The 17,973-nt window shown below is 40.4% G+C and carries 18 protein-coding genes and 2 tRNA genes; 17 read left to right on the top strand and 3 right to left on the bottom strand.

Features of this window, described 5'->3' with window-relative positions:
• Nucleotides 1–78 precede the first annotated feature (78 nt).
• On the bottom strand, nt 79–519 hold the full coding sequence (locus FFL34_RS02555; RefSeq protein WP_138601060.1) for a DUF2507 domain-containing protein: 441 nt from the start codon (nt 517–519) through the stop codon (nt 79–81).
• Between the two features lie 287 nt (nt 520–806).
• On the opposite strand from FFL34_RS02555, the gene FFL34_RS02550 reads away from it, so the two are divergent.
• Genes FFL34_RS02550 through sdhB form a run of 3 tightly spaced genes read left to right on the top strand, consistent with a single transcriptional unit; the run spans nt 807 to nt 3,985 of the window.
• Entirely contained in the window at nt 807–1,427 is a 621-nt protein-coding gene (locus FFL34_RS02550; RefSeq protein ID WP_138601058.1) for a succinate dehydrogenase cytochrome b558 subunit, read from the top strand.
• 27 nt (nt 1,428–1,454) lie between these two features.
• Nucleotides 1,455–3,218 (top strand): succinate dehydrogenase flavoprotein subunit, encoded by a 1,764-nt coding sequence (sdhA, locus tag FFL34_RS02545; protein WP_138601056.1) that lies wholly within the window; start codon nt 1,455–1,457, stop codon nt 3,216–3,218.
• A 2-nt stretch (nt 3,219–3,220) separates the two neighbouring features.
• A complete protein-coding gene (sdhB, locus tag FFL34_RS02540) occupies nt 3,221–3,985 on the top strand; it encodes a succinate dehydrogenase iron-sulfur subunit (protein WP_138601054.1) in 765 nt (254 codons plus the stop codon).
• Between the two features lie 267 nt (nt 3,986–4,252).
• On the opposite strand, the gene FFL34_RS02535 is transcribed toward sdhB, so the two are convergent.
• A complete protein-coding gene (locus FFL34_RS02535; protein ID WP_138601052.1) occupies nt 4,253–4,477 on the bottom strand; it encodes a helix-turn-helix domain-containing protein in 225 nt (74 codons plus the stop codon).
• Nucleotides 4,478–4,753: 276 nt separating this feature from the next.
• On the opposite strand from FFL34_RS02535, the gene FFL34_RS02530 reads away from it, so the two are divergent.
• The 14 genes from FFL34_RS02530 (at nt 4,754) to yihA (ending at nt 17,263) form a co-directional block, all read left to right on the top strand.
• On the top strand, nt 4,754–5,191 hold the full coding sequence (locus FFL34_RS02530; RefSeq protein WP_138601050.1) for a MarR family winged helix-turn-helix transcriptional regulator: 438 nt from the start codon (nt 4,754–4,756) through the stop codon (nt 5,189–5,191).
• 38 nt (nt 5,192–5,229) lie between these two features.
• A complete protein-coding gene (gene racE / locus FFL34_RS02525) occupies nt 5,230–6,045 on the top strand; it encodes a glutamate racemase (RefSeq protein WP_138601048.1) in 816 nt (271 codons plus the stop codon).
• A 100-nt stretch (nt 6,046–6,145) separates the two neighbouring features.
• Entirely contained in the window at nt 6,146–6,409 is a 264-nt protein-coding gene (locus tag FFL34_RS18900) for a hypothetical protein (protein WP_325053264.1), read from the top strand.
• On the top strand, nt 6,367–7,257 hold the full coding sequence (locus tag FFL34_RS02520) for a GerMN domain-containing protein (RefSeq protein WP_325053263.1): 891 nt from the start codon (nt 6,367–6,369) through the stop codon (nt 7,255–7,257). Before FFL34_RS18900 ends, FFL34_RS02520 begins: the two co-directional genes overlap by 43 nt.
• Nucleotides 7,258–7,452: 195 nt before the next feature.
• On the top strand, nt 7,453–8,220 hold the full coding sequence (gene rph / locus FFL34_RS02515) for a ribonuclease PH (RefSeq protein ID WP_138601046.1): 768 nt from the start codon (nt 7,453–7,455) through the stop codon (nt 8,218–8,220).
• Nucleotides 8,217–8,816 carry an XTP/dITP diphosphatase gene (locus tag FFL34_RS02510; RefSeq protein ID WP_138601044.1) on the top strand — a complete coding sequence of 200 codons (600 nt, stop codon included), beginning with the start codon at nt 8,217–8,219 and terminating at the stop codon, nt 8,814–8,816. Before rph ends, FFL34_RS02510 begins: the two co-directional genes overlap by 4 nt.
• A gap of 9 nt (nt 8,817–8,825) precedes the next feature.
• Complete coding sequence (locus tag FFL34_RS02505) at nt 8,826–9,338, top strand: YfcE family phosphodiesterase (protein ID WP_138601043.1); 513 nt, start codon at nt 8,826–8,828, stop codon at nt 9,336–9,338.
• A 179-nt stretch (nt 9,339–9,517) separates the two neighbouring features.
• Nucleotides 9,518–9,591: transfer RNA gene (locus FFL34_RS02500), tRNA-Gly, on the top strand.
• 11 nt (nt 9,592–9,602) lie between these two features.
• Nucleotides 9,603–9,676: transfer RNA gene (locus FFL34_RS02495), tRNA-Arg, on the top strand.
• A gap of 130 nt (nt 9,677–9,806) precedes the next feature.
• Nucleotides 9,807–10,811, top strand: coding sequence for a tetratricopeptide repeat protein (locus tag FFL34_RS02490; protein WP_234031407.1), 1,005 nt, complete (start codon nt 9,807–9,809; stop codon nt 10,809–10,811).
• A 140-nt stretch (nt 10,812–10,951) separates the two neighbouring features.
• On the top strand, nt 10,952–12,238 hold the full coding sequence (tig, locus tag FFL34_RS02485; RefSeq protein ID WP_138601041.1) for a trigger factor: 1,287 nt from the start codon (nt 10,952–10,954) through the stop codon (nt 12,236–12,238).
• A gap of 542 nt (nt 12,239–12,780) precedes the next feature.
• Complete coding sequence (gene clpX, locus FFL34_RS02480) at nt 12,781–14,061, top strand: ATP-dependent protease ATP-binding subunit ClpX (protein WP_138601039.1); 1,281 nt, start codon at nt 12,781–12,783, stop codon at nt 14,059–14,061.
• A 300-nt stretch (nt 14,062–14,361) separates the two neighbouring features.
• A complete protein-coding gene (gene lon / locus FFL34_RS02475) occupies nt 14,362–16,698 on the top strand; it encodes an endopeptidase La (protein WP_138601037.1) in 2,337 nt (778 codons plus the stop codon).
• Nucleotides 16,679–17,263 carry a ribosome biogenesis GTP-binding protein YihA/YsxC gene (gene yihA / locus FFL34_RS02470; RefSeq protein ID WP_138601035.1) on the top strand — a complete coding sequence of 195 codons (585 nt, stop codon included), beginning with the start codon at nt 16,679–16,681 and terminating at the stop codon, nt 17,261–17,263. Before lon ends, yihA begins: the two co-directional genes overlap by 20 nt.
• A gap of 39 nt (nt 17,264–17,302) precedes the next feature.
• Here yihA and FFL34_RS02465 read toward each other — a convergent pair whose 3' ends face one another.
• The gene (locus FFL34_RS02465; RefSeq protein ID WP_138601033.1) at nt 17,303–17,785 is read right to left on the bottom strand and encodes a LiaF transmembrane domain-containing protein; all 483 of its coding nucleotides are present in this window, start codon (nt 17,783–17,785) and stop codon (nt 17,303–17,305) included.
• Between the last annotated feature and the right edge of the window lie 188 nt (nt 17,786–17,973).

Below are 17,973 nucleotides of genomic sequence, written 5' to 3'. Positions count from 1 at the left end.
CTGTTATTTGCATGAATGTTTTCAGCGGGGTTGGCATTTACCATTCTACGAGCTGTTCTGCCGGATGGCATATTCACTTCAATCAGTGAATATGGCTGAAAACTCTATTTGATGAATTTTATTTTGTATTTTTTCTTTACATTCACACGGCCTTTGCTTAACAAGGCTGACAGACTCACTTAGAAAGCCTGCTTCCAGACGAAATTCCGTTTCAATTGGGGCGTTCAAGCGATAGACAACAGCATCTGCCATAAGCTGAAAGGTGAGTTCATTCTTTTTTTCTTTTACAAGGTCCAGGTATCCCCAACCTAACTGTTTAAATGCATATTTGATATCGGAAATAGACTGTATTTGCAGCTTCCTGGCAATATTTTTGCCCATGAAATATAGCAAGGTATTGCTTTGATTACCAAATACTTCGGGCAGACCGATATAACGAATGATGTCATAGCCGGCACCCTCAGTACGCAGCTCCTCAAGTAGTGTGAGGGGTAAAGTGTTTTCGTGTTCTGTTGACATGGGTGGTCATTCCTTTCTGCTGTGTCCATAATCAAACGATTATCGATGGTCATACCTATTATGTATGCTTCTATCATTATCTATGGAAACACACTAGCTTGCAAGTGGATGTAGGAATAAAAAAGAGTGAATAATTATTAAACCCTTTTCTTGACGGTTTTCAGGGATAGAAGTACAATAAATATGTCATAAATTGTACATTTTACGGGCAATAACTAAATGGAAAGTCTATTGTCGAATATGTACTTTTTACAAAACTAACATTTCTTGACTGAGGGGGGTAACGAATGACAGAACACCGTGAGTTTTTTTATCGCAGGCTCCATTCACTGTTAGGGGTAATTCCAATCGGTGTATTTCTGACTCAGCACTTGGTTGTTAACCACTTTGCTGTTTATGGTGAGGAAAGTTTCAACAAAGCGGCAGGATTTATGCATGATTTGCCGTTTAGACTAGCACTGGAAATCGTAATTATTTTCTTGCCAATTTTATTTCATGCAATATTAGGGGTATACATTGTATTTGTTACAAAAAACAATACAAGAAGATACGGTTATTTCCGTAACTGGATGTTTCTATTGCAGCGGATAACCGGTATTATTACCTTTGTATTTATTGCATGGCATGTTTGGGAGACGCGTGTGCAGATTGGCATGGGAACCGAAGAACTGAATTACAATCTAATGGAGAATATTCTATCCAATCCATTTATGTTCTGGTTTTATATTGCTGGTCTTATTTCAACAACGTTCCATTTTGCCAACGGATTATGGAGCTTTATGGTATCATGGGGCATTACGCAATCACCGAAATCCCAAAAAGTTGCTACATACGCCACACTGATAGTATTCTTGGCTCTCAGCTATATAGGTGTGCGAGCATTGATTCAATTTGCTTACGGAGTTTAATACTGAATTAGGGAGTGAGTATTCCATATGAGTAATCGAAAAGTCATCGTTGTCGGCGGCGGATTAGCCGGATTAATGGCAACAATAAAAGCAGCGGAAGCAGGCGTTGAAGTTGATCTGTTTTCGATTGTGCCGGTAAAACGATCTCACTCTGTCTGTGCCCAGGGCGGTATTAATGGTGCAGTCGATACCAAAGGTGAAGGAGATTCACCATGGATTCATTTTGACGATACTATTTACGGCGGAGACTTTCTTGCTAACCAAACGCAAGTAAAGGGGATGTGTGACGCAGCACCAAAAATCATTCACATGTTGGATCGTATGGGTGTTATGTTTAACCGAACACCTGAAGGATTGCTTGATTTCCGCCGATTTGGAGGAACGCAGCATCACCGAACAGCATACGCCGGTGCAACAACTGGCCAGCAGATGTTATATGCTCTAGATGAACAAGTGCGCCGCTATGAAGTGGAAGGTTACGTCAACAAATATGAAAACTGGGAATTTGTTGGCGCTATTATTGATGAGGACAATGTGGGTAAAGGGATTGTTGCTCAAAACATCCGCTCCCATGAAATCAAATCATTTCCGTCAGACGCCGTCATTATGGCATCGGGTGGACCGGGAATCATATTCGGGAAATCAACAAACTCGATGATTAATACAGGTTCCGCAGCAAGCATTTTATACAGACAAGGAGCCAAGTATGCCAATGGCGAATTTATTCAAATTCATCCAACCGCCATACCTGGTGATGATAAACTGCGTCTGATGAGTGAGTCCGCACGAGGAGAAGGCGGTCGTGTTTGGACATATAAAGACGGTGAACCTTGGTATTTCCTTGAGGAGAAGTATCCAGCATATGGTAACTTGGTACCACGTGATGTAGCAACACGAGAAATCTTTGATGTTTGTGTAAACCAGAAACTTGGTATTAACGGCGAGAATATGGTTTACCTTGATTTGTCGCATAAAGATCCAAAAGAGCTTGATGTGAAGCTTGGCGGTATTATGGAGATTTACGAAAAGTTCGTGGGTGATGATCCTCGTAAAGTACCAATGAAAATATTTCCTGCTGTCCACTATTCGATGGGCGGATTATGGGTTGATGATAATCAAATGACCAATATTCCGGGTATTTTTGCTGCCGGCGAATGCGACTATACACAGCACGGAGCAAACCGACTCGGTGCTAACTCCTTGCTTTCATCGATTTATGGCGGTTCAGTTGCCGGACCAAGTGCCATTGAGTATATCGACGGATTGGATAAGCATGTGGATGATTTACCAGCCAAACTGTTTGAGGACCGGGAAAAAGAAGAACAGGAAAAATTTGAAAAGCTGATGAAAATGGATGGCACTGAAAACGCGTATCAGATTCACAAAGAGCTAGGGGAATGGATGACTGATAATGTAACCGTTGTCCGTCATAATGATAAGCTGCGTGAAACTGATAAGAAGATTAAAGAGCTGATGGAACGCTGGGAAAATATTAATATCAATGACACATCCAGATGGAATAACCAAGGTGTAATGTTCACACGTCAACTGGAGAGCATGCTGCAGCTTGCACGGGTTATTACTAATGGTGCTCTGAAACGCGATGAAACTCGGGGTGCACACTATAAACCGGAGTTCCCAGAGCGTGACGACGAGAACTTCTTGAAAACAACCATTGCAGAATATGACGAAAAGAATAATGAACCGGTTATTACGTATGAGGATGTAGATATTTCGTTTATCGAACCACGTAAACGTGATTACACGACAAAAAGCGAAGGGAGTAAGTAATGATGGCTGAGCAAAGTACTGTAACGTTTATTATTACCCGTCAGGACAGCCCGGATTCTTCTTCCTATCAAGAGACGTTTGAAATTCCTTATAAAAAGAATATGAATGTTATTTCCGGACTTATGGAAATTCGCCGGAATCCGGTGAATGCCAATGGGGAAAAGACGACGCCTGTACAATGGGACATGAACTGCCTTGAGGAAGTTTGTGGGGCTTGCTCTATGGTTATTAATGGGACAGCACGGCAATCCTGTGCTGCCCTGATTGATGAACTAGAGCAGCCAATCCGTTTAGAACCAATGAGCACGTTTCCGGTTATCCGGGACTTATTCGTTGACCGTGAACAGATGTTTGACGCACTGAAACAAATCAAGGCTTGGATTCCGATTGACGGCACTTATGATCTTGGTCCAGGCCCCCGTATGCCTGAGAAAAAACGTCAGTGGGCATATGAATTGTCAAAATGCATGACATGCGGGGTATGTCTGGAAGCTTGTCCGAATGTGAACGATAAGTCAGATTTTATTGGACCGGCAGCACTATCACAAGCACGTTTGTTTAACGCGCACCCAACAGGTGAAATGAATAAAAGTGAACGTTTAGAAGGACTGATGGAAGATGGCGGTATCTCCGGCTGTGGTAACGCGCAAAACTGTGTACAAGTTTGTCCAAAAGGCATTCCGCTAACAACGTCCATTGCTGCGATGAACCGCGCAACAAACATTCAGTCATTTAAAAACTTCTTCGGTAGTGACAACGCGCATTAAAACTAGAAAACTAGTAAACTTTGAAACTTCGGCCCTTACCTTCTAAAGGTGAGGGCCCTTTTAAAATATGAAAATAAATATAGAACTTACGTAGGTCTTTGAATTAGGTGTAAACAGTGACCATATACAAATGGTTACTAATGGTGAATCTAGATGCTGAAAACTAATACGCCCGCCCCATTGAAGGTAAAGCTTAGCTATGGTGAATTATTCAACGAAGGTTAAATAGTGTGGGAAAACTCCCACACTATGAAAGCTGTACTTCGCTTAGAGTTTTAATTCACCCATACGAAGTAATTCTACTACAGCTTGTGATCGCCCCTTAACACCTAATTTCTGCATTGAATTGGAAATATGGTTTCGAACTGTTTTTTCAGATATAAACAGTTCCTGGGCAATTTCTTTTGTTGTTTTGTCTTGTACCAGGAGATCGAATACTTCTTTTTCACGTTTCGTTAGTAACTGGTTTGGTTTGTAGTCAGTATCCTTCAAATGATAACCCCTCCTTGCTGTCAAAGAGCTGCATATGAAGGGTAAATTATTTAGTCACTATAGTTTATGTAACAGTACGTAAACGGTGAGCACATTTTCGTAAGTGATTAATATCATGAGAGTACCCCCTTGTAGATACCAATTCATTCGTAAAACAAAATAAAACAACATGCTTTCAATTTCAAAAAAATTACTGTATGGTAGCGAAAGACAACAAATTTCGTCATAGTATGATAAACTATTTATATAAATTGCACTGCCAGGGGGTTACCTGAATTGAATAATGAACAATCGACTGAAACCATTGCACATCTCGAGAAAAAAATCCGCTATATATCAGGTATCATTAAACAAAGAGGAAGAAAAATCCTAGATCATTATCCAATCACATTACCACAATTTGTTGCATTGCAATGGCTAATCGATGAAGGCGACCTGACAATCGGTGAACTTTCCAATAAAAATGGTCTTGCATTCAGTACAACTACTGATTTGGTTGATCGATTGGAAAAAAACGAACTTGTCGAAAGGGTCCGCGACGAAAGTGATCGACGTGTTGTTCGTATCCATGTACTGGAAAAAGGTAAAACAATCATTGAGGAGGTAATTGTTAAGCGCCGTAAATACCTTGGAGAAATATTGGAAAGTTTTTCTGAAGAGCAAATAGAAACATTGAATGAGTTACTTGCTCGAATGTATGAGGAAATGAAATAGGACAATCATGAATAAACAGCATTAAAGAGGCGATTTGTTTGGATCAGGCAATAGGAGTTATTGATTCTGGTGTTGGAGGTTTGACGGTTGCACATGAACTGATGCGGCAGCTACCAAAAGAACGATTGATATATTTGGGCGATACACAGCGGTGCCCATATGGTCCACGGTCCAATGAAGAAGTGAAGAAATTTACGTGGGAAATGGTTAAGTTTTTAGTTCGGAAAAATATAAAAATGCTTGTCGTTGCTTGTAATACAGCAACAGCATTTACGTTGAATGAACTTAAGGATTGTCTTCCTATTCCAGTGATTGGAGTCATTAAACCAGGGGCGCGTGCAGCAATTAATGAAACGAAAAATAATCATATAGGCGTTATTGGAACAGAAGGTACTATTAGTAGCAATGCTTATGTAACAGCATTAAAAGATATCAATGCCGACCTTCATGTTCAGTCGTTGGCATGTCCATTATTTGTTCCAATGGTTGAGCATGGTTGTTTGTCAGGGGAATATGCAGAAAGTGTTGTCAGTAACTCACTTTTTCCATTGAAACAGCAACAGGATCTGGATACATTAATTCTCGGGTGCACACACTATCCGTTAATTAAAAATACGATACAGCAAACGATTGGCGAAAATGTTTCTATCATATCCTCAAGTAAGGAAACCGCGCGAGAAGCTAGCGCAATCTTGGGATTCAATGACTTATTGTATAAAGGAGATGAGACACCAATCCATCAATTTTACTCAACAGGTGAGATGGAAGTGTTCGCAAAAATTACGGAAGGCATTTTTAAGGAATTTATTGATCACTTTGATTCAGTAACAATTGAAAAAGCTGTGCTCCGATAATTGGAATCGAAATAGATTCCAATTTTTTGTGTTTAGGTTGGTCTAAATTTTTAATAAGCTCGTATATATAATAGTACAAACCATCGTAGGAGGGAAAATCATGCAAAAGCGCAGTCTATTGTTTATCAGCCTGGCGATGTTGCTTGCTGTTATATTATCAGGGTGCTTTCAGGGGGAACAGTCCCTGGATAAAAAAGAAGAAATCGACCCGCCACAAAACGCTGAAGCAGTAACGATACCAAACTGGATAAACAAAATACTAGTAAACAGAACGAAAATACAAACAAGGATAAAGCAGATGAGGACACAGCCTCGAGTACAATGGAAAGGCAACTTTATTTACTTGACGCTAATGGCATGGTAGCATCACAGACTTTACAGTTGCCACTGCCTGAGTCAAATGAAGTAGCCTCTCAAGCGCTCGAATATCTTGTGAAGGGTGGCCCTGTTACTCAGAAGCTACCGAATGGATTCCAGGCTGTATTGCCGACCGGAACTGAAATTCTTGAGTTGAACCTAAAAGATAATGGGGAAATGATTGTAAACGTTTCTAAGGAATTTAAAAACTATCAGGCTGAAAATGAATTGAAAATTTTACAGGCAATGACTTACACGCTGACACAATTTGACGGTGTAGATGACATCAAGTTGCAGATAGACGGACAACCACAACAAACAATGCCTGTAAATGGTACTCCAATCGGGGAGGGTTACTCTAGAGCAAATGGCATTAACTTTGTGAAATCGGATAGTGTGGATCTGATGAAAAGTAAGCCTGTCACCTTGTATTATCCTTCCGTACAGGGGGATAACCATTATTTTGTTCCTGTCACACAATATGTTGATGTAGAAAATCGTGATATTTATGGTTCAATGATCAATACCTTACTAGAGGGGCCTGGTTTTGATACGAACTTGCAGCATGTCTTCAATAGTCAGGCTGAACTGACGAATAACCCTAGTCTTCGGAATGGTGTTCTGGAAGTAATGTTTAGCCAAGATGTACTGCAAAATAGTCAAAAACAGGATGACGATAAAGCAGTGATTGCGGATGAAGTCATGGAAACGTTAGTACGCACATTGACACAAGATGAGTCAGTGGAGGCTGTTGAGGTCAAAGTAGAAGACGTTGAAACACTCTTTAACGAAAACGGCGAACCTTATACAGAGCCTGTTACGAAACAAAAGTTCATATCAACACAAAAACTGTAATCGCAGCACATTGCGTTGTGCTACACTACTCTGTGGACATGAAATTGGGTGCAGTGACAAAGTATAAAAAAATCCGTTTCAATAAAAGACTGTGTTGCACAGTCTTTTTCTTTTAAGGTTTAATGATAATAAATGCCTTGCTGGTTAAAATATGTTAGGATTAGCTTGGATTCATGTTAAGGAGGCATACATTCATTGCGACATAACAACCGAAAAAACAATGAATTACGAACTATCAATATAACAACGGATTATGTTAAACATCCAGAAGGATCAGTACTTATTGAATTTGGAGATACAAAAGTAATATGCAATGCCAGTATCGAGGACAAGGTACCCCCTTTCATGCGCGGACAGGGGAAAGGCTGGATTACGGCAGAATATGCTATGTTACCACGTGCAACTCAGCAGCGGAATATAAGGGAGTCTTCTAAAGGAAAAGTAGGCGGCAGAACAATGGAAATACAAAGATTAATCGGGCGAGCATTACGTTCAGTTGTTGACCTGAATCAAACCGGTGAACGAACTGTCTGGGTCGACTGTGATGTCATACAGGCTGACGGGGGAACACGTACAGCATCCATAACAGGGGCTTTCGTTGCAGTTGTGCTGGCGTTTAATAAATTGAAGAAGGCTAATAAAATTAAAAAGATGCCTGTAACAGATTTCTTGGCAGCCATTTCGGTCGGCATTTCCCCGGATGGTAACGAGCTACTGGACCTGGATTATGGGGAAGATTCCCAAGCCCATGTGGATATGAATATTGTTATGACAGGTGAAGGTGAATTTGTTGAAATCCAGGGAACCGGTGAGGAAGCAACTTTCACCGTTAATCAGCTGCAAGCAATGCTTGGACTTGCTGCCGAAGGATTAGAAAAAATTACAGATATGCAAAAAGATGTTCTTGGAGAAGCAGCCAGCAGTATAGGTGAAACCAAACAAACTAAGGGAGATACACCGTGAAGGAAATGATTATTGCTACAAAAAATCCCGGCAAAGCAAAGGAATTCAAAACTTTTTTTTCTGCTTTTCAAATTGAAGCGATTTCGCTAGCGGAATTAGACAGGAAAGTAGACGATATAGAAGAAACCGGGACAACCTTTGAAGAAAATGCTGCCATAAAAGCAGAAACCATTGCTGGGATGATCCAACGACCGGTTTTAGCTGATGACTCGGGATTAGCGATTGATGCATTAGACGGCAGACCTGGTGTTTATTCAGCACGCTATGCCGGCGAGCCAAAGGACGACCAGGCTAATATTGACAAAGTGCTGCAAGAATTAAAGGGGGTTGAAGCGTCAGACCGTACAGCCCGTTTTGTATGTGTACTGGCAATTGCCGTACCAGGGGAAACAACAATTTTTAAAAAAGGTTATTGTGAAGGTGAGATTGCCTATTCGCAAATAGGTGAAAATGGGTTTGGGTATGATCCTATTTTCGTACCGACTGGTTACAATAAAACAATGGCACAACTTTCCCCCATAGAAAAAAACAGGATTAGCCACCGGAAAAATGCAATCGTTCAGTTAGAAGACTGGGTCAAAAACGCGACTAAGTGAGGTGATTACATGCCAGAGGTATTGATAGTCAGTGATAGTCATGGCTCAACGGATGAACTTAAAGTAATTAAAGAAAGGCATTCGCCTGAATATATGATTCACTGTGGTGATTCAGAGTTAGATATGGACGCACCCGAACTTGATGGATTTGTTAAGGTGGCTGGGAACTGTGATGTTGATGTGAGGTTTCCAGAAGAACAGACAAGTGCAATCGGAGACTTATATTTTTTTATTGCGCATGGCCATTTGCACCAGGTTAAATCCAATCCGCTGGCAATCGCATATCGCGCCCAGGAGTTGAAGGCTCAGGTAGTTTGTTTTGGACATACACATATAGCCGGTGCTGAAAAAATAGGTCAGCAGCTACTGATTAACCCAGGAAGTGTCCTCTTACCACGCAGACGAACGGAGAAGACCTATGCACTGATGAACTGGCACACATTGGATGATGTTCGTGTTGATTTTTACACAGTGGAGGGTAACCATTTGGACGAACTATCGTTAAGAACATCATTGACATAAAACTATCAGGAGGGGAATCGGCTAGACTGCTGATTTCCTGTTTTCCATTCTGCGGTGTAGAAACTAAATATATGTGTTGACAAATCGAAACAAAATGCATATAATAAGTCTTGTCCGTAAAAAACTTTGAGACAATACGATAAACTGTTAACAATAACAAGAATATATTCCATTTATATGCGGGTGTAGTTTAGTGGTAAAACCTCAGCCTTCCAAGCTGATGTCGTGGGTTCGATTCCCATCACCCGCTCCATACATATTTATGTCCCAGTAGCTCAGCTGGATAGAGCAACAGCCTTCTAAGCTGTAGGTCGCAGGTTCGAATCCTGCCTGGGACATCAGCAAGAGAAACCTGTAAGCTAATAAACGGGTTTCTCTTTTTCTTTTAAGCATTAAATAAAAGAAATTGCTAAAATAGGTTAGGCTTGTTTTATCTAGGGGAATAATAGTAAAAGGGGCGAAATGAGAATGCGGATGGAAAGGGGTGAATTGATGGAACACCATTCCGAAAAAATTATTCTTTTTCCGAAATGGCGGACAGTTTTGGAAAAAGAAAGCCTTGCTGCCCTTAAAGATAAAAGGTATGACGAGGCACTGATGAAATTGAACCAATTGTTACGATATGGAATCCGAAATCACGAAATTGTCACTGGTAAATTGATGTGTCTGATGGAACTGAATAGGCATAAAGAAGCGCAAGACCTTTGCGAGGAATTACTTCTTCAATCGGACGAACATTACTATCATTACGTACATATTTACTTAACAATCTTATTCCATACAAGTCAATACCAAATGCTTATGGCTCAAGTAGAAAAGGAATTTGCAGCAGCGCGTGTCCCCCAAGAAATGAAAGACCAATTCCGGCAATTGTATGATATAAGCAGCAAGATGCAAAAGGAAATACAGGCCGAGAAATCTTCCGAATACATAGATGCTTTGTTAAAGGCCGTTAAGGATCGGAACGACCATCACCAGTACAGATTAGTCGAACAGATGCGAAGAATGGACAACATGCCTACATCTGAAGTGCTAGCATTATTAACAGACGATCAGGTGCATCCTGTTATTAAAACAGCTATTTTTATATGGTTGCAGGAGACAGATGTTTACGAGGAAGTTGCAATTAGTAAATTGGGGGTACAGATGCAGTTAAGACCTAATCATGTACCAAAACTCGATTCTCATCCGGTTCTGAAACAGACAATATTGATAATCAATGAACTGGAACAGGAAAATCCAACGTTATTCCAACTAATGGAGCAGCTGTTAATTCACTATGTTTACGTCTGGTATCCGGTAATGCCATCGAATACTGATCCACACGCTATTGCTAGGGCCTTGACAAAAATAGGTGAAGACTATTTGAATATACATACGGGTTCTATTGCAGAATCAGATGAACGAGTTAGTAATTACATAGATGCTATTAAAATGTGTGAAGCTTTATATTCATCCATCATTGAAGCTTAAGATGCAAGCAGTTGTAATGCTTGAAAGGTCCGGTAATTATGTTATAATGAGATGGTTGCAAATTTGATCATTATATACCTATATGTATTGTAATGAACCGGAAAAAAAGAAAAGGAATAATAGATTTTGGAGGGTATGTTATGTCAGCAAAATGGGAAAAACAAGAAGGTAATCAAGGCGTACTGACCATAGAGGTAAGCGCCGAAGAGTTTGACAAGGCCTTGGACCAGGCGTTCAAAAAAGTTGTAAAAGATGTTCAAATCCCTGGTTTCCGTAAGGGGAAAGTTCCACGTAAGATTTTTGAAAAGCGCTTTGGAGTGGAATCTCTTTACCAGGATGCAGTCGACATTGTACTTCCTGGTGCTTACACGAATGCTGTTGAAGAAACAGGAATTGAGCCGATTGAACAACCGGAAGTCGACATTGAGGAGATTGAAAAAGGTAAAGACCTTATTTTCAAAGCAACGGTAAATGTCAAGCCGGAAGTCACGCTTGGTGACTATAAAGGGCTGGAAGTGGAAGAGCGTTCTGTCGATGTTACTGACGAAGATGTAGAGCATGAAATTGAACATCAACGTGAACATCATGCAGAACTGATTGTTAAAGAAGAAGGTAGTGCGGAAGAAGGCGACACCGTTGTTATCGATTTTGAAGGGTTTGTTGACGGTGAGGCATTTGAAGGTGGCCAAGCTGAAGACTTTTCATTGGAAATTGGTTCAGGGCAGTTTATACCAGGATTTGAAGAGCAATTAATCGGGAAAACTACCGGTGAAGAAACCGAGGTTGAAGTTACATTCCCGGAAGATTATCATGCAGAACACTTAGCTGGCAAAAAAGCTGTATTTCAAGTAAAAATCCATGATATTAAAACAAAAGAATTGCCCGAACTAGATGATGAATTTGCAAAAGACGTTGATGAAGAAGTTGAAACCCTTGATGAATTAAAGGAAAAGAAGAAAGAAGAACTACAGAAACAGCGGGAACAGGATGCCGAAAACGAGAAACGCGAGACATTAATTGAAAAAGCATCTGAAAATGCGGATGTGGACATCCCTGATGCAATGGTGGAAACCGAGCTTGACCGAATGTTGCAGGAATTTGAACAGCGCTTGCAAATGCAGGGGATGACATTGGATATGTATTATCAATTCTCAGGTCAGGACAAGGAAGCGTTGAAGGATCAAATGCGGGAAGACGCTAAAAAACGAGTGAAAACGAATTTAACGCTAGAAGCTATTTACAACGCTGAAAATCTGGAAGTGACCGATGAAGACGTGGACGAGGAACTCAGCAATATGGCATCCATGTATGGTGCAGACGTTGAACAACTCAAGCAAATGCTTGGTGGGAATACAGACGCTCTTAAAGAAGAACTGAAAACGCGGAAGGCTATTGAGTTTCTAGTTAGCGAGAGTAAAGCCGTTTAAAATTTCGACATCAGGTAATTCCTTTGACATTAAATTAATTAGTAAAATATCTCTATCCATGATTATATGAACGTACAAATAAAAAGTAGTGTAAAACAAGGTGCGATTATTCGCACCTTGTTTTACACTTTAATTCATGAAAAATCAAATGCTAAAGTTAGGAAGCTGAGTGCGGTGACGGCCTCGGAAATGGTGCGATATAACTCACCGCAGCCTCTCTTGCTCGATGATAATGTTCGACTAGTGCGTCACTGTAGATCGAACTTCTTGTTACCTTTCCGTTGATTGAATTTTCGCTTTATTGTTATCTATCCTGCCCGCTTTGCATAAGCTGATAAAAGACATTGGAAATGAACGGCCGCTTAATACTTGAATTTCGTCTGATACTGTCGCGATATGCCTTTTGCTGAAATGGCAGGACAATGAAAAGAAGGTCAAGAGTTATTGTTTTGTTTTCCCTATCTGATTTGATATGATGACGTTAAAGTTAAATGTATAAAGGACTGTTAAAAGCAGATTTAAACTTTTAGGAGTGAAATGTGATGTTTAAATTCAATGAAGAAAAAGGACAATTGAAATGTTCGTTCTGCGGCAAAAGTCAAGATCAAGTCCGTAAATTAGTGGCTGGGCCAGGCGTTTATATATGTGATGAATGTATTGAACTTTGTACAGAAATTGTTGAGGAAGAACTTGGTACAGAAGAGCAAACCGAATTTAAGGAACTGCCTAAGCCAAAAGAAATTAACGAAACCCTTAATGATTATGTTATCGGTCAGGATGAAGCGAAGAAAAATTTATCGGTAGCGGTTTATAATCACTATAAGCGTATTAACACACCGAAAAATAATTCGGATGATGTGGAGCTGGCCAAGAGTAATATCGCAATGCTTGGACCGACCGGTTCCGGTAAAACATTGCTAGCACAGACATTGGCGAGAATACTCAATGTTCCATTTGCAATGGCCGATGCTACATCGCTAACAGAAGCAGGTTACGTTGGAGAAGATGTGGAAAATATTCTGCTGAAACTGATTCAGGCGGCTGATTATGATGTGGAAAAGGCTGAAAAAGGCATCATATACATTGATGAAATTGATAAAGTTGCACGGAAATCAGAGAACCCTTCCATAACACGTGATGTTTCCGGTGAGGGTGTACAGCAGGCCTTATTGAAGATTCTTGAAGGAACAGTGGCCAGTGTACCGCCACAGGGAGGACGCAAACACCCACATCAAGAATTTATTCAGATTGATACAACGAACGTATTGTTTATTGTCGGTGGGGCATTTGACGGCATTGATCAGATTGTTAAACGCCGCCTTGGTAAAAAAGTGATTGGATTTGGTTCTGATGATAACCAAGAGGATCTCGATCAAAGTGAATTGCTTCAGAAAGTTCTACCTGAAGACCTTCTCCGCTATGGTTTGATTCCGGAATTCATCGGAAGGGTTCCGGTCATTGGAAGCCTGGCACCACTTGATGAGGATGCATTGGTGGACATTCTGACAAAACCGAAGAACGCACTTGTGAAACAGTATGAAAAACTATTTGATATCGATAATGTTGAACTTGAGTTTGAAGAAGAAGCACTCAGAGCGATTGCGAATAAGGCAATTGAGCGTAAAACCGGTGCGCGTGGGCTACGGTCAATCATTGAAAGCATTATGCTTGATGTTATGTTTGAGCTGCCGTCCCGTGATGATATCGATAAGTGTATCATTACGAAAGAGACCGTCCAGAATGAAAATGGTGGCCCGAAGTTAGTTTTTCATGATGGTACGGTACAGGATGAAAATGAAAAAATCCCGAAAGAAAGTGCGTAACTGAAGATTTAATTTCTTATGTTTTGGGACTGACATTACGTATGACTCCTTTGCCCTTTATGTGAACAGGAGTTATCCAAATGCTAATGTCAGTCTTTTTCTCTTTTATTCCCCATATAACCGATTGTAGGCCTACCGTTAATAAAATTTCTCTTTATAAGGATTTTATGAGTAGTTTGTTTTTGCCGGGTAATACTAGATAGCAGTTATAATTATTTACAAACAGATATTTTTTTTATAAACTTTAGGGAATGAACCCATTGCATAGAAATTCCAGTAACGATGGAGGTACATATATTTATGACGACAGAATCAATGCAATTTCCCCTCCTGCCATTGCGCGGATTACTCGTTTTTCCGTCAATGGTTCTGCATTTGGATGTTGGACGGGATAAATCCGTGGCAGCTATTGAAAAAGCAATGATGAACGATGAAACCATTTTTTTGGCCACTCAGAAACAAGTGAGCCAGGAAGATCCGAAGCCTAAGGATATTTATCGGGTTGGGACTGTGGCTAATGTAAAACAAATGCTAAAGCTCCCGAACGGGACTATCCGTGTGTTAGTGGAAGGACTTTACAGGGGAGAAATCACCCGTTTTGTTGATGAAGATGAGGAATTCACTGTTGATATAAAATGGTTGGAAGAAGAACATGCGGAAGAGAATGAAGAAGAAGCACTGATGCGTTCATTGCTCAAACAATTCGAGCAGTACATAAAAGTATCAAACAAAATAAAAAAAGAGACGCTAGCAACAGTTTCAGATATTAATGAACCCAGCAGGCTGGCGGATATTGTTGCGTCTCATTTATCACTTAAAATTAAGGACAAGCAGGACTTATTGGAAATTGCTAATGTCAAAGACCGTTTGCAATATTTAATCCACCTTATTTCAAATGAGAAAAAGGTACTGGATTTGGAAAAGAAAATAGGTCAACGTGTAAAAAATTCAATGGAAAAAACGCAAAAAGAATATTATTTGCGTGAACAATTAAAAGCAATTCAAAAGGAACTTGGTGAGAAGGATGGAAAATCAGGTGAAGCAGAAAAATTACGTGAACAAGTTCAAACATCAACCATGCCTAAGCATATCGCTGAAGCAGCCAGGAAAGAATTAGACCGGTTTGAAAAGGTTCCGCAAAGTTCTGCCGAGAGTTCAGTCATTCGCAACTATATTGAATGGCTGTTGGCACTCCCTTGGACAGAAAAGACCCAGGATAGAATTGAGATAGACAAGGCAGAAGATATTTTGGAAGAAGATCATTACGGTTTAGATAAAGTGAAAGAACGTATCCTTGAATATTTAGCTGTTCAGAAATTAACAGAATCAATCAAGGGGCCTATTCTCTGTCTTGTTGGGCCGCCTGGAGTCGGAAAAACCTCTTTAGCCAAGTCAATTGCCAGGGCAATCAACCGGAATTTTGTTCGGATTTCTCTTGGTGGGGTACGAGATGAAGCAGAAATTCGTGGTCACCGCCGGACATATATTGGTGCAATGCCAGGCAGAATCATGCAGGGAATGAAAAAAGCAAAAACCGTAAATCCCGTATTTCTGCTTGATGAAATTGATAAAATGGCCAGCGACGTTCGTGGTGACCCGTCTTCAGCTATGCTGGAAGTATTGGATCCTGAACAAAATAGCAATTTCAGTGATCATTACATTGAAGAAACTTATGATTTATCGAATGTTCTGTTCATTGCTACGGCCAACTATGTCAATAATATTCCCGGCCCATTACTTGATCGGGTGGAACTTTTGTCAATTGCTGGCTATACTGAAGTAGAAAAATTGCATATCGCTAAAGAACATCTGCTTCCAAAACAGTTACAAGAAAATGGCTTGAAAAAAAGTGATTTGCAGATACGTGATGATGCGTTAATGAAATTAATCCGCTTATATACACGTGAAGCGGGTGTACGTAATCTTGAGCGCCAGGTTGCGACGCTTTGCAGGAAAGCTGCCAAAATAATCATCTCTGGGGAGAAAAAACGGGTTATCGTAACTAAAAAAAGTATCGAGGAACTGCTGGGTAAACCCCTTTATCGTTATGGCCAGATGGAGCAAGCCAATCAGGTCGGTGCGGCAACAGGTCTTGCGTATACCGATGCCGGCGGTGACACATTAGCCATTGAGGTTTCTCATTACCCTGGAAAAGGAAAATTAACATTAACTGGAAAATTAGGGGATGTAATGCAGGAATCGGCACAAGCTGCATTCAGTTATATCCGTTCACGGGCGGAGGAGTTGAAAATTGACCCGGATTTTCATGAAAAATATGACATTCATATTCATGTCCCGGAAGGAGCAACACCTAAGGATGGTCCTTCAGCGGGTATTACAATGGCGACGGCCCTTGTCTCAGCACTGACAGGTAGAGCGGTTAAAAAAGAAATCGGCATGACTGGTGAAATTACCTTGCGCGGACGGGTTCTTCCAATCGGCGGGTTGAAAGAAAAATCGCTTAGTGCACACAGGGCAGGACTTACGACAATCATTATACCTGAAGAAAATGAAAAAGATATTGAAGATATACCGGAAAGTGTGCGCAGTGGCCTAACATTCGTCAAAGTAAATCATTTAGATCAGGTACTTAAGCACGCATTAACGGAGGAGAAGCATGAAAGTAACGGAAGCTGAACTAGTTATAAGCGCTGTCAGTCAAAAACAATACCCGAATAACCGGCTACCCGAGATAGCACTTGCTGGACGTTCTAATGTCGGAAAGTCTTCCTTTATCAACAAGCTTATTCAGCGAAAAAATCTTGCCAGGACATCTTCAAAGCCGGGAAAAACACAAACGTTAAATTTTTATAAAATTAATGACGCATTTTATTTTGTTGATGTTCCGGGATATGGCTATGCTAAAGTGTCTAAGAGGGAACGCGAAAAATGGGGCGTCATGATGGAGGAATATTTTGAAACACAAGCTTTATTACGTGCTTGTGTGTTGATTACAGATCTGCGACATGAACCAACCAAAGACGATGTGCAAATGTATGCTTTTTTAAAGTATCATGAGTTGCCGGTTATCATTATTGCAACAAAGATGGATAAAGTGCCAAAAGGAAAACGCGCAAAACAGTTGAAACAAACCTTTCAAACTTTGAGCGTTGAATCAGGGGATATTGTGATTCCTTTTTCCGCAGAAACCGGTGAGGGAAAAGAAGAAGCCTGGCGCTATATAAGACAGTATATTTCCTGAGGTGTAAAAGTTAAATAATCCTTCCGCAAAACGGAAGGATTATTTTTTCTTTTGAAGCAGAAAAATGCCTGCACTAATAAGAAAAATAGGCCAATAAGCTTTAAGGATTGCAGTAAAGTCGTGAATCCAGCTTAATTGCCGCGGGAGTTGGGATGAATAAATAATAAGAATCGCACCCAGACATAATGCTATACCAAGGATCAACCCTTTTTTCGTTTGTGCTGCCCGGACAACAGTTGCGGCTCCAGCAATAAATAGGTACACACCCCAATGGTCAATCCAGAATGTATAGTTTCTCAGCCCATAAAAATGGATACCCAATCCTAACATGATTGTTCCGCTGAATAAATGCTGGTAATCATTTGTCTTATAACTGTGTATAAGAATCACAAATCCAATAATAATAAATAGAACAGGCCATGTATCAAAAGCAGAAAAAATAGGGAGGTCCAAATCCTTTAACAGAAAATACAGACCGATGCTGATTAATATATAAGCTGCAAGTGAATGCTTCCTTTTCATAGCTGGGACCTTCTTTCCCACTGTGGTCAGTAAGCTGAATGGTTGCGTATTGTCTTAAGCGTATGATAGAGTACATACGGAATAAATGCAATGGGTTTTACAAATTATCATGTCTGGGTTTCAAATTCTGTTCACAATTTACTACAGACATGATTATTATTCGTGTTATAATGGAAGTGATTGACGTT

Origin of the sequence: Lentibacillus cibarius (assembly GCF_005887555.1) — a bacterium.
Taxonomy (GTDB): domain Bacteria; phylum Bacillota; class Bacilli; order Bacillales; family Amphibacillaceae; genus Lentibacillus; species Lentibacillus cibarius.
The sequence above is the reverse complement of the archived record's forward strand: the minus strand, read 5'-3'. Positions and strand labels throughout refer to the sequence as shown.

Coding starts and splice junctions, on each gene's coding strand:
- FFL34_RS02555 (WP_138601060.1), bottom strand. CDS start 519: ATGTCAACAGAACACGAAAACACTTTACCCCTCACACTACTTGAGGAG.
- FFL34_RS02550 (WP_138601058.1), top strand. CDS start 807: ATGACAGAACACCGTGAGTTTTTTTATCGCAGGCTCCATTCACTGTTA.
- sdhA (WP_138601056.1), top strand. CDS start 1,455: ATGAGTAATCGAAAAGTCATCGTTGTCGGCGGCGGATTAGCCGGATTA.
- sdhB (WP_138601054.1), top strand. CDS start 3,221: ATGGCTGAGCAAAGTACTGTAACGTTTATTATTACCCGTCAGGACAGC.
- FFL34_RS18900 (WP_325053264.1), top strand. CDS start 6,146: ATGCAAAAGCGCAGTCTATTGTTTATCAGCCTGGCGATGTTGCTTGCT.
- FFL34_RS02520 (WP_325053263.1), top strand. CDS start 6,367: ATGGAAAGGCAACTTTATTTACTTGACGCTAATGGCATGGTAGCATCA.
- FFL34_RS02505 (WP_138601043.1), top strand. CDS start 8,826: ATGCCAGAGGTATTGATAGTCAGTGATAGTCATGGCTCAACGGATGAA.
- FFL34_RS02490 (WP_234031407.1), top strand. CDS start 9,807: ATGCGGATGGAAAGGGGTGAATTGATGGAACACCATTCCGAAAAAATT.
- tig (WP_138601041.1), top strand. CDS start 10,952: ATGTCAGCAAAATGGGAAAAACAAGAAGGTAATCAAGGCGTACTGACC.
- clpX (WP_138601039.1), top strand. CDS start 12,781: ATGTTTAAATTCAATGAAGAAAAAGGACAATTGAAATGTTCGTTCTGC.
- lon (WP_138601037.1), top strand. CDS start 14,362: ATGACGACAGAATCAATGCAATTTCCCCTCCTGCCATTGCGCGGATTA.
- yihA (WP_138601035.1), top strand. CDS start 16,679: ATGAAAGTAACGGAAGCTGAACTAGTTATAAGCGCTGTCAGTCAAAAA.
- FFL34_RS02465 (WP_138601033.1), bottom strand. CDS start 17,785: ATGAAAAGGAAGCATTCACTTGCAGCTTATATATTAATCAGCATCGGT.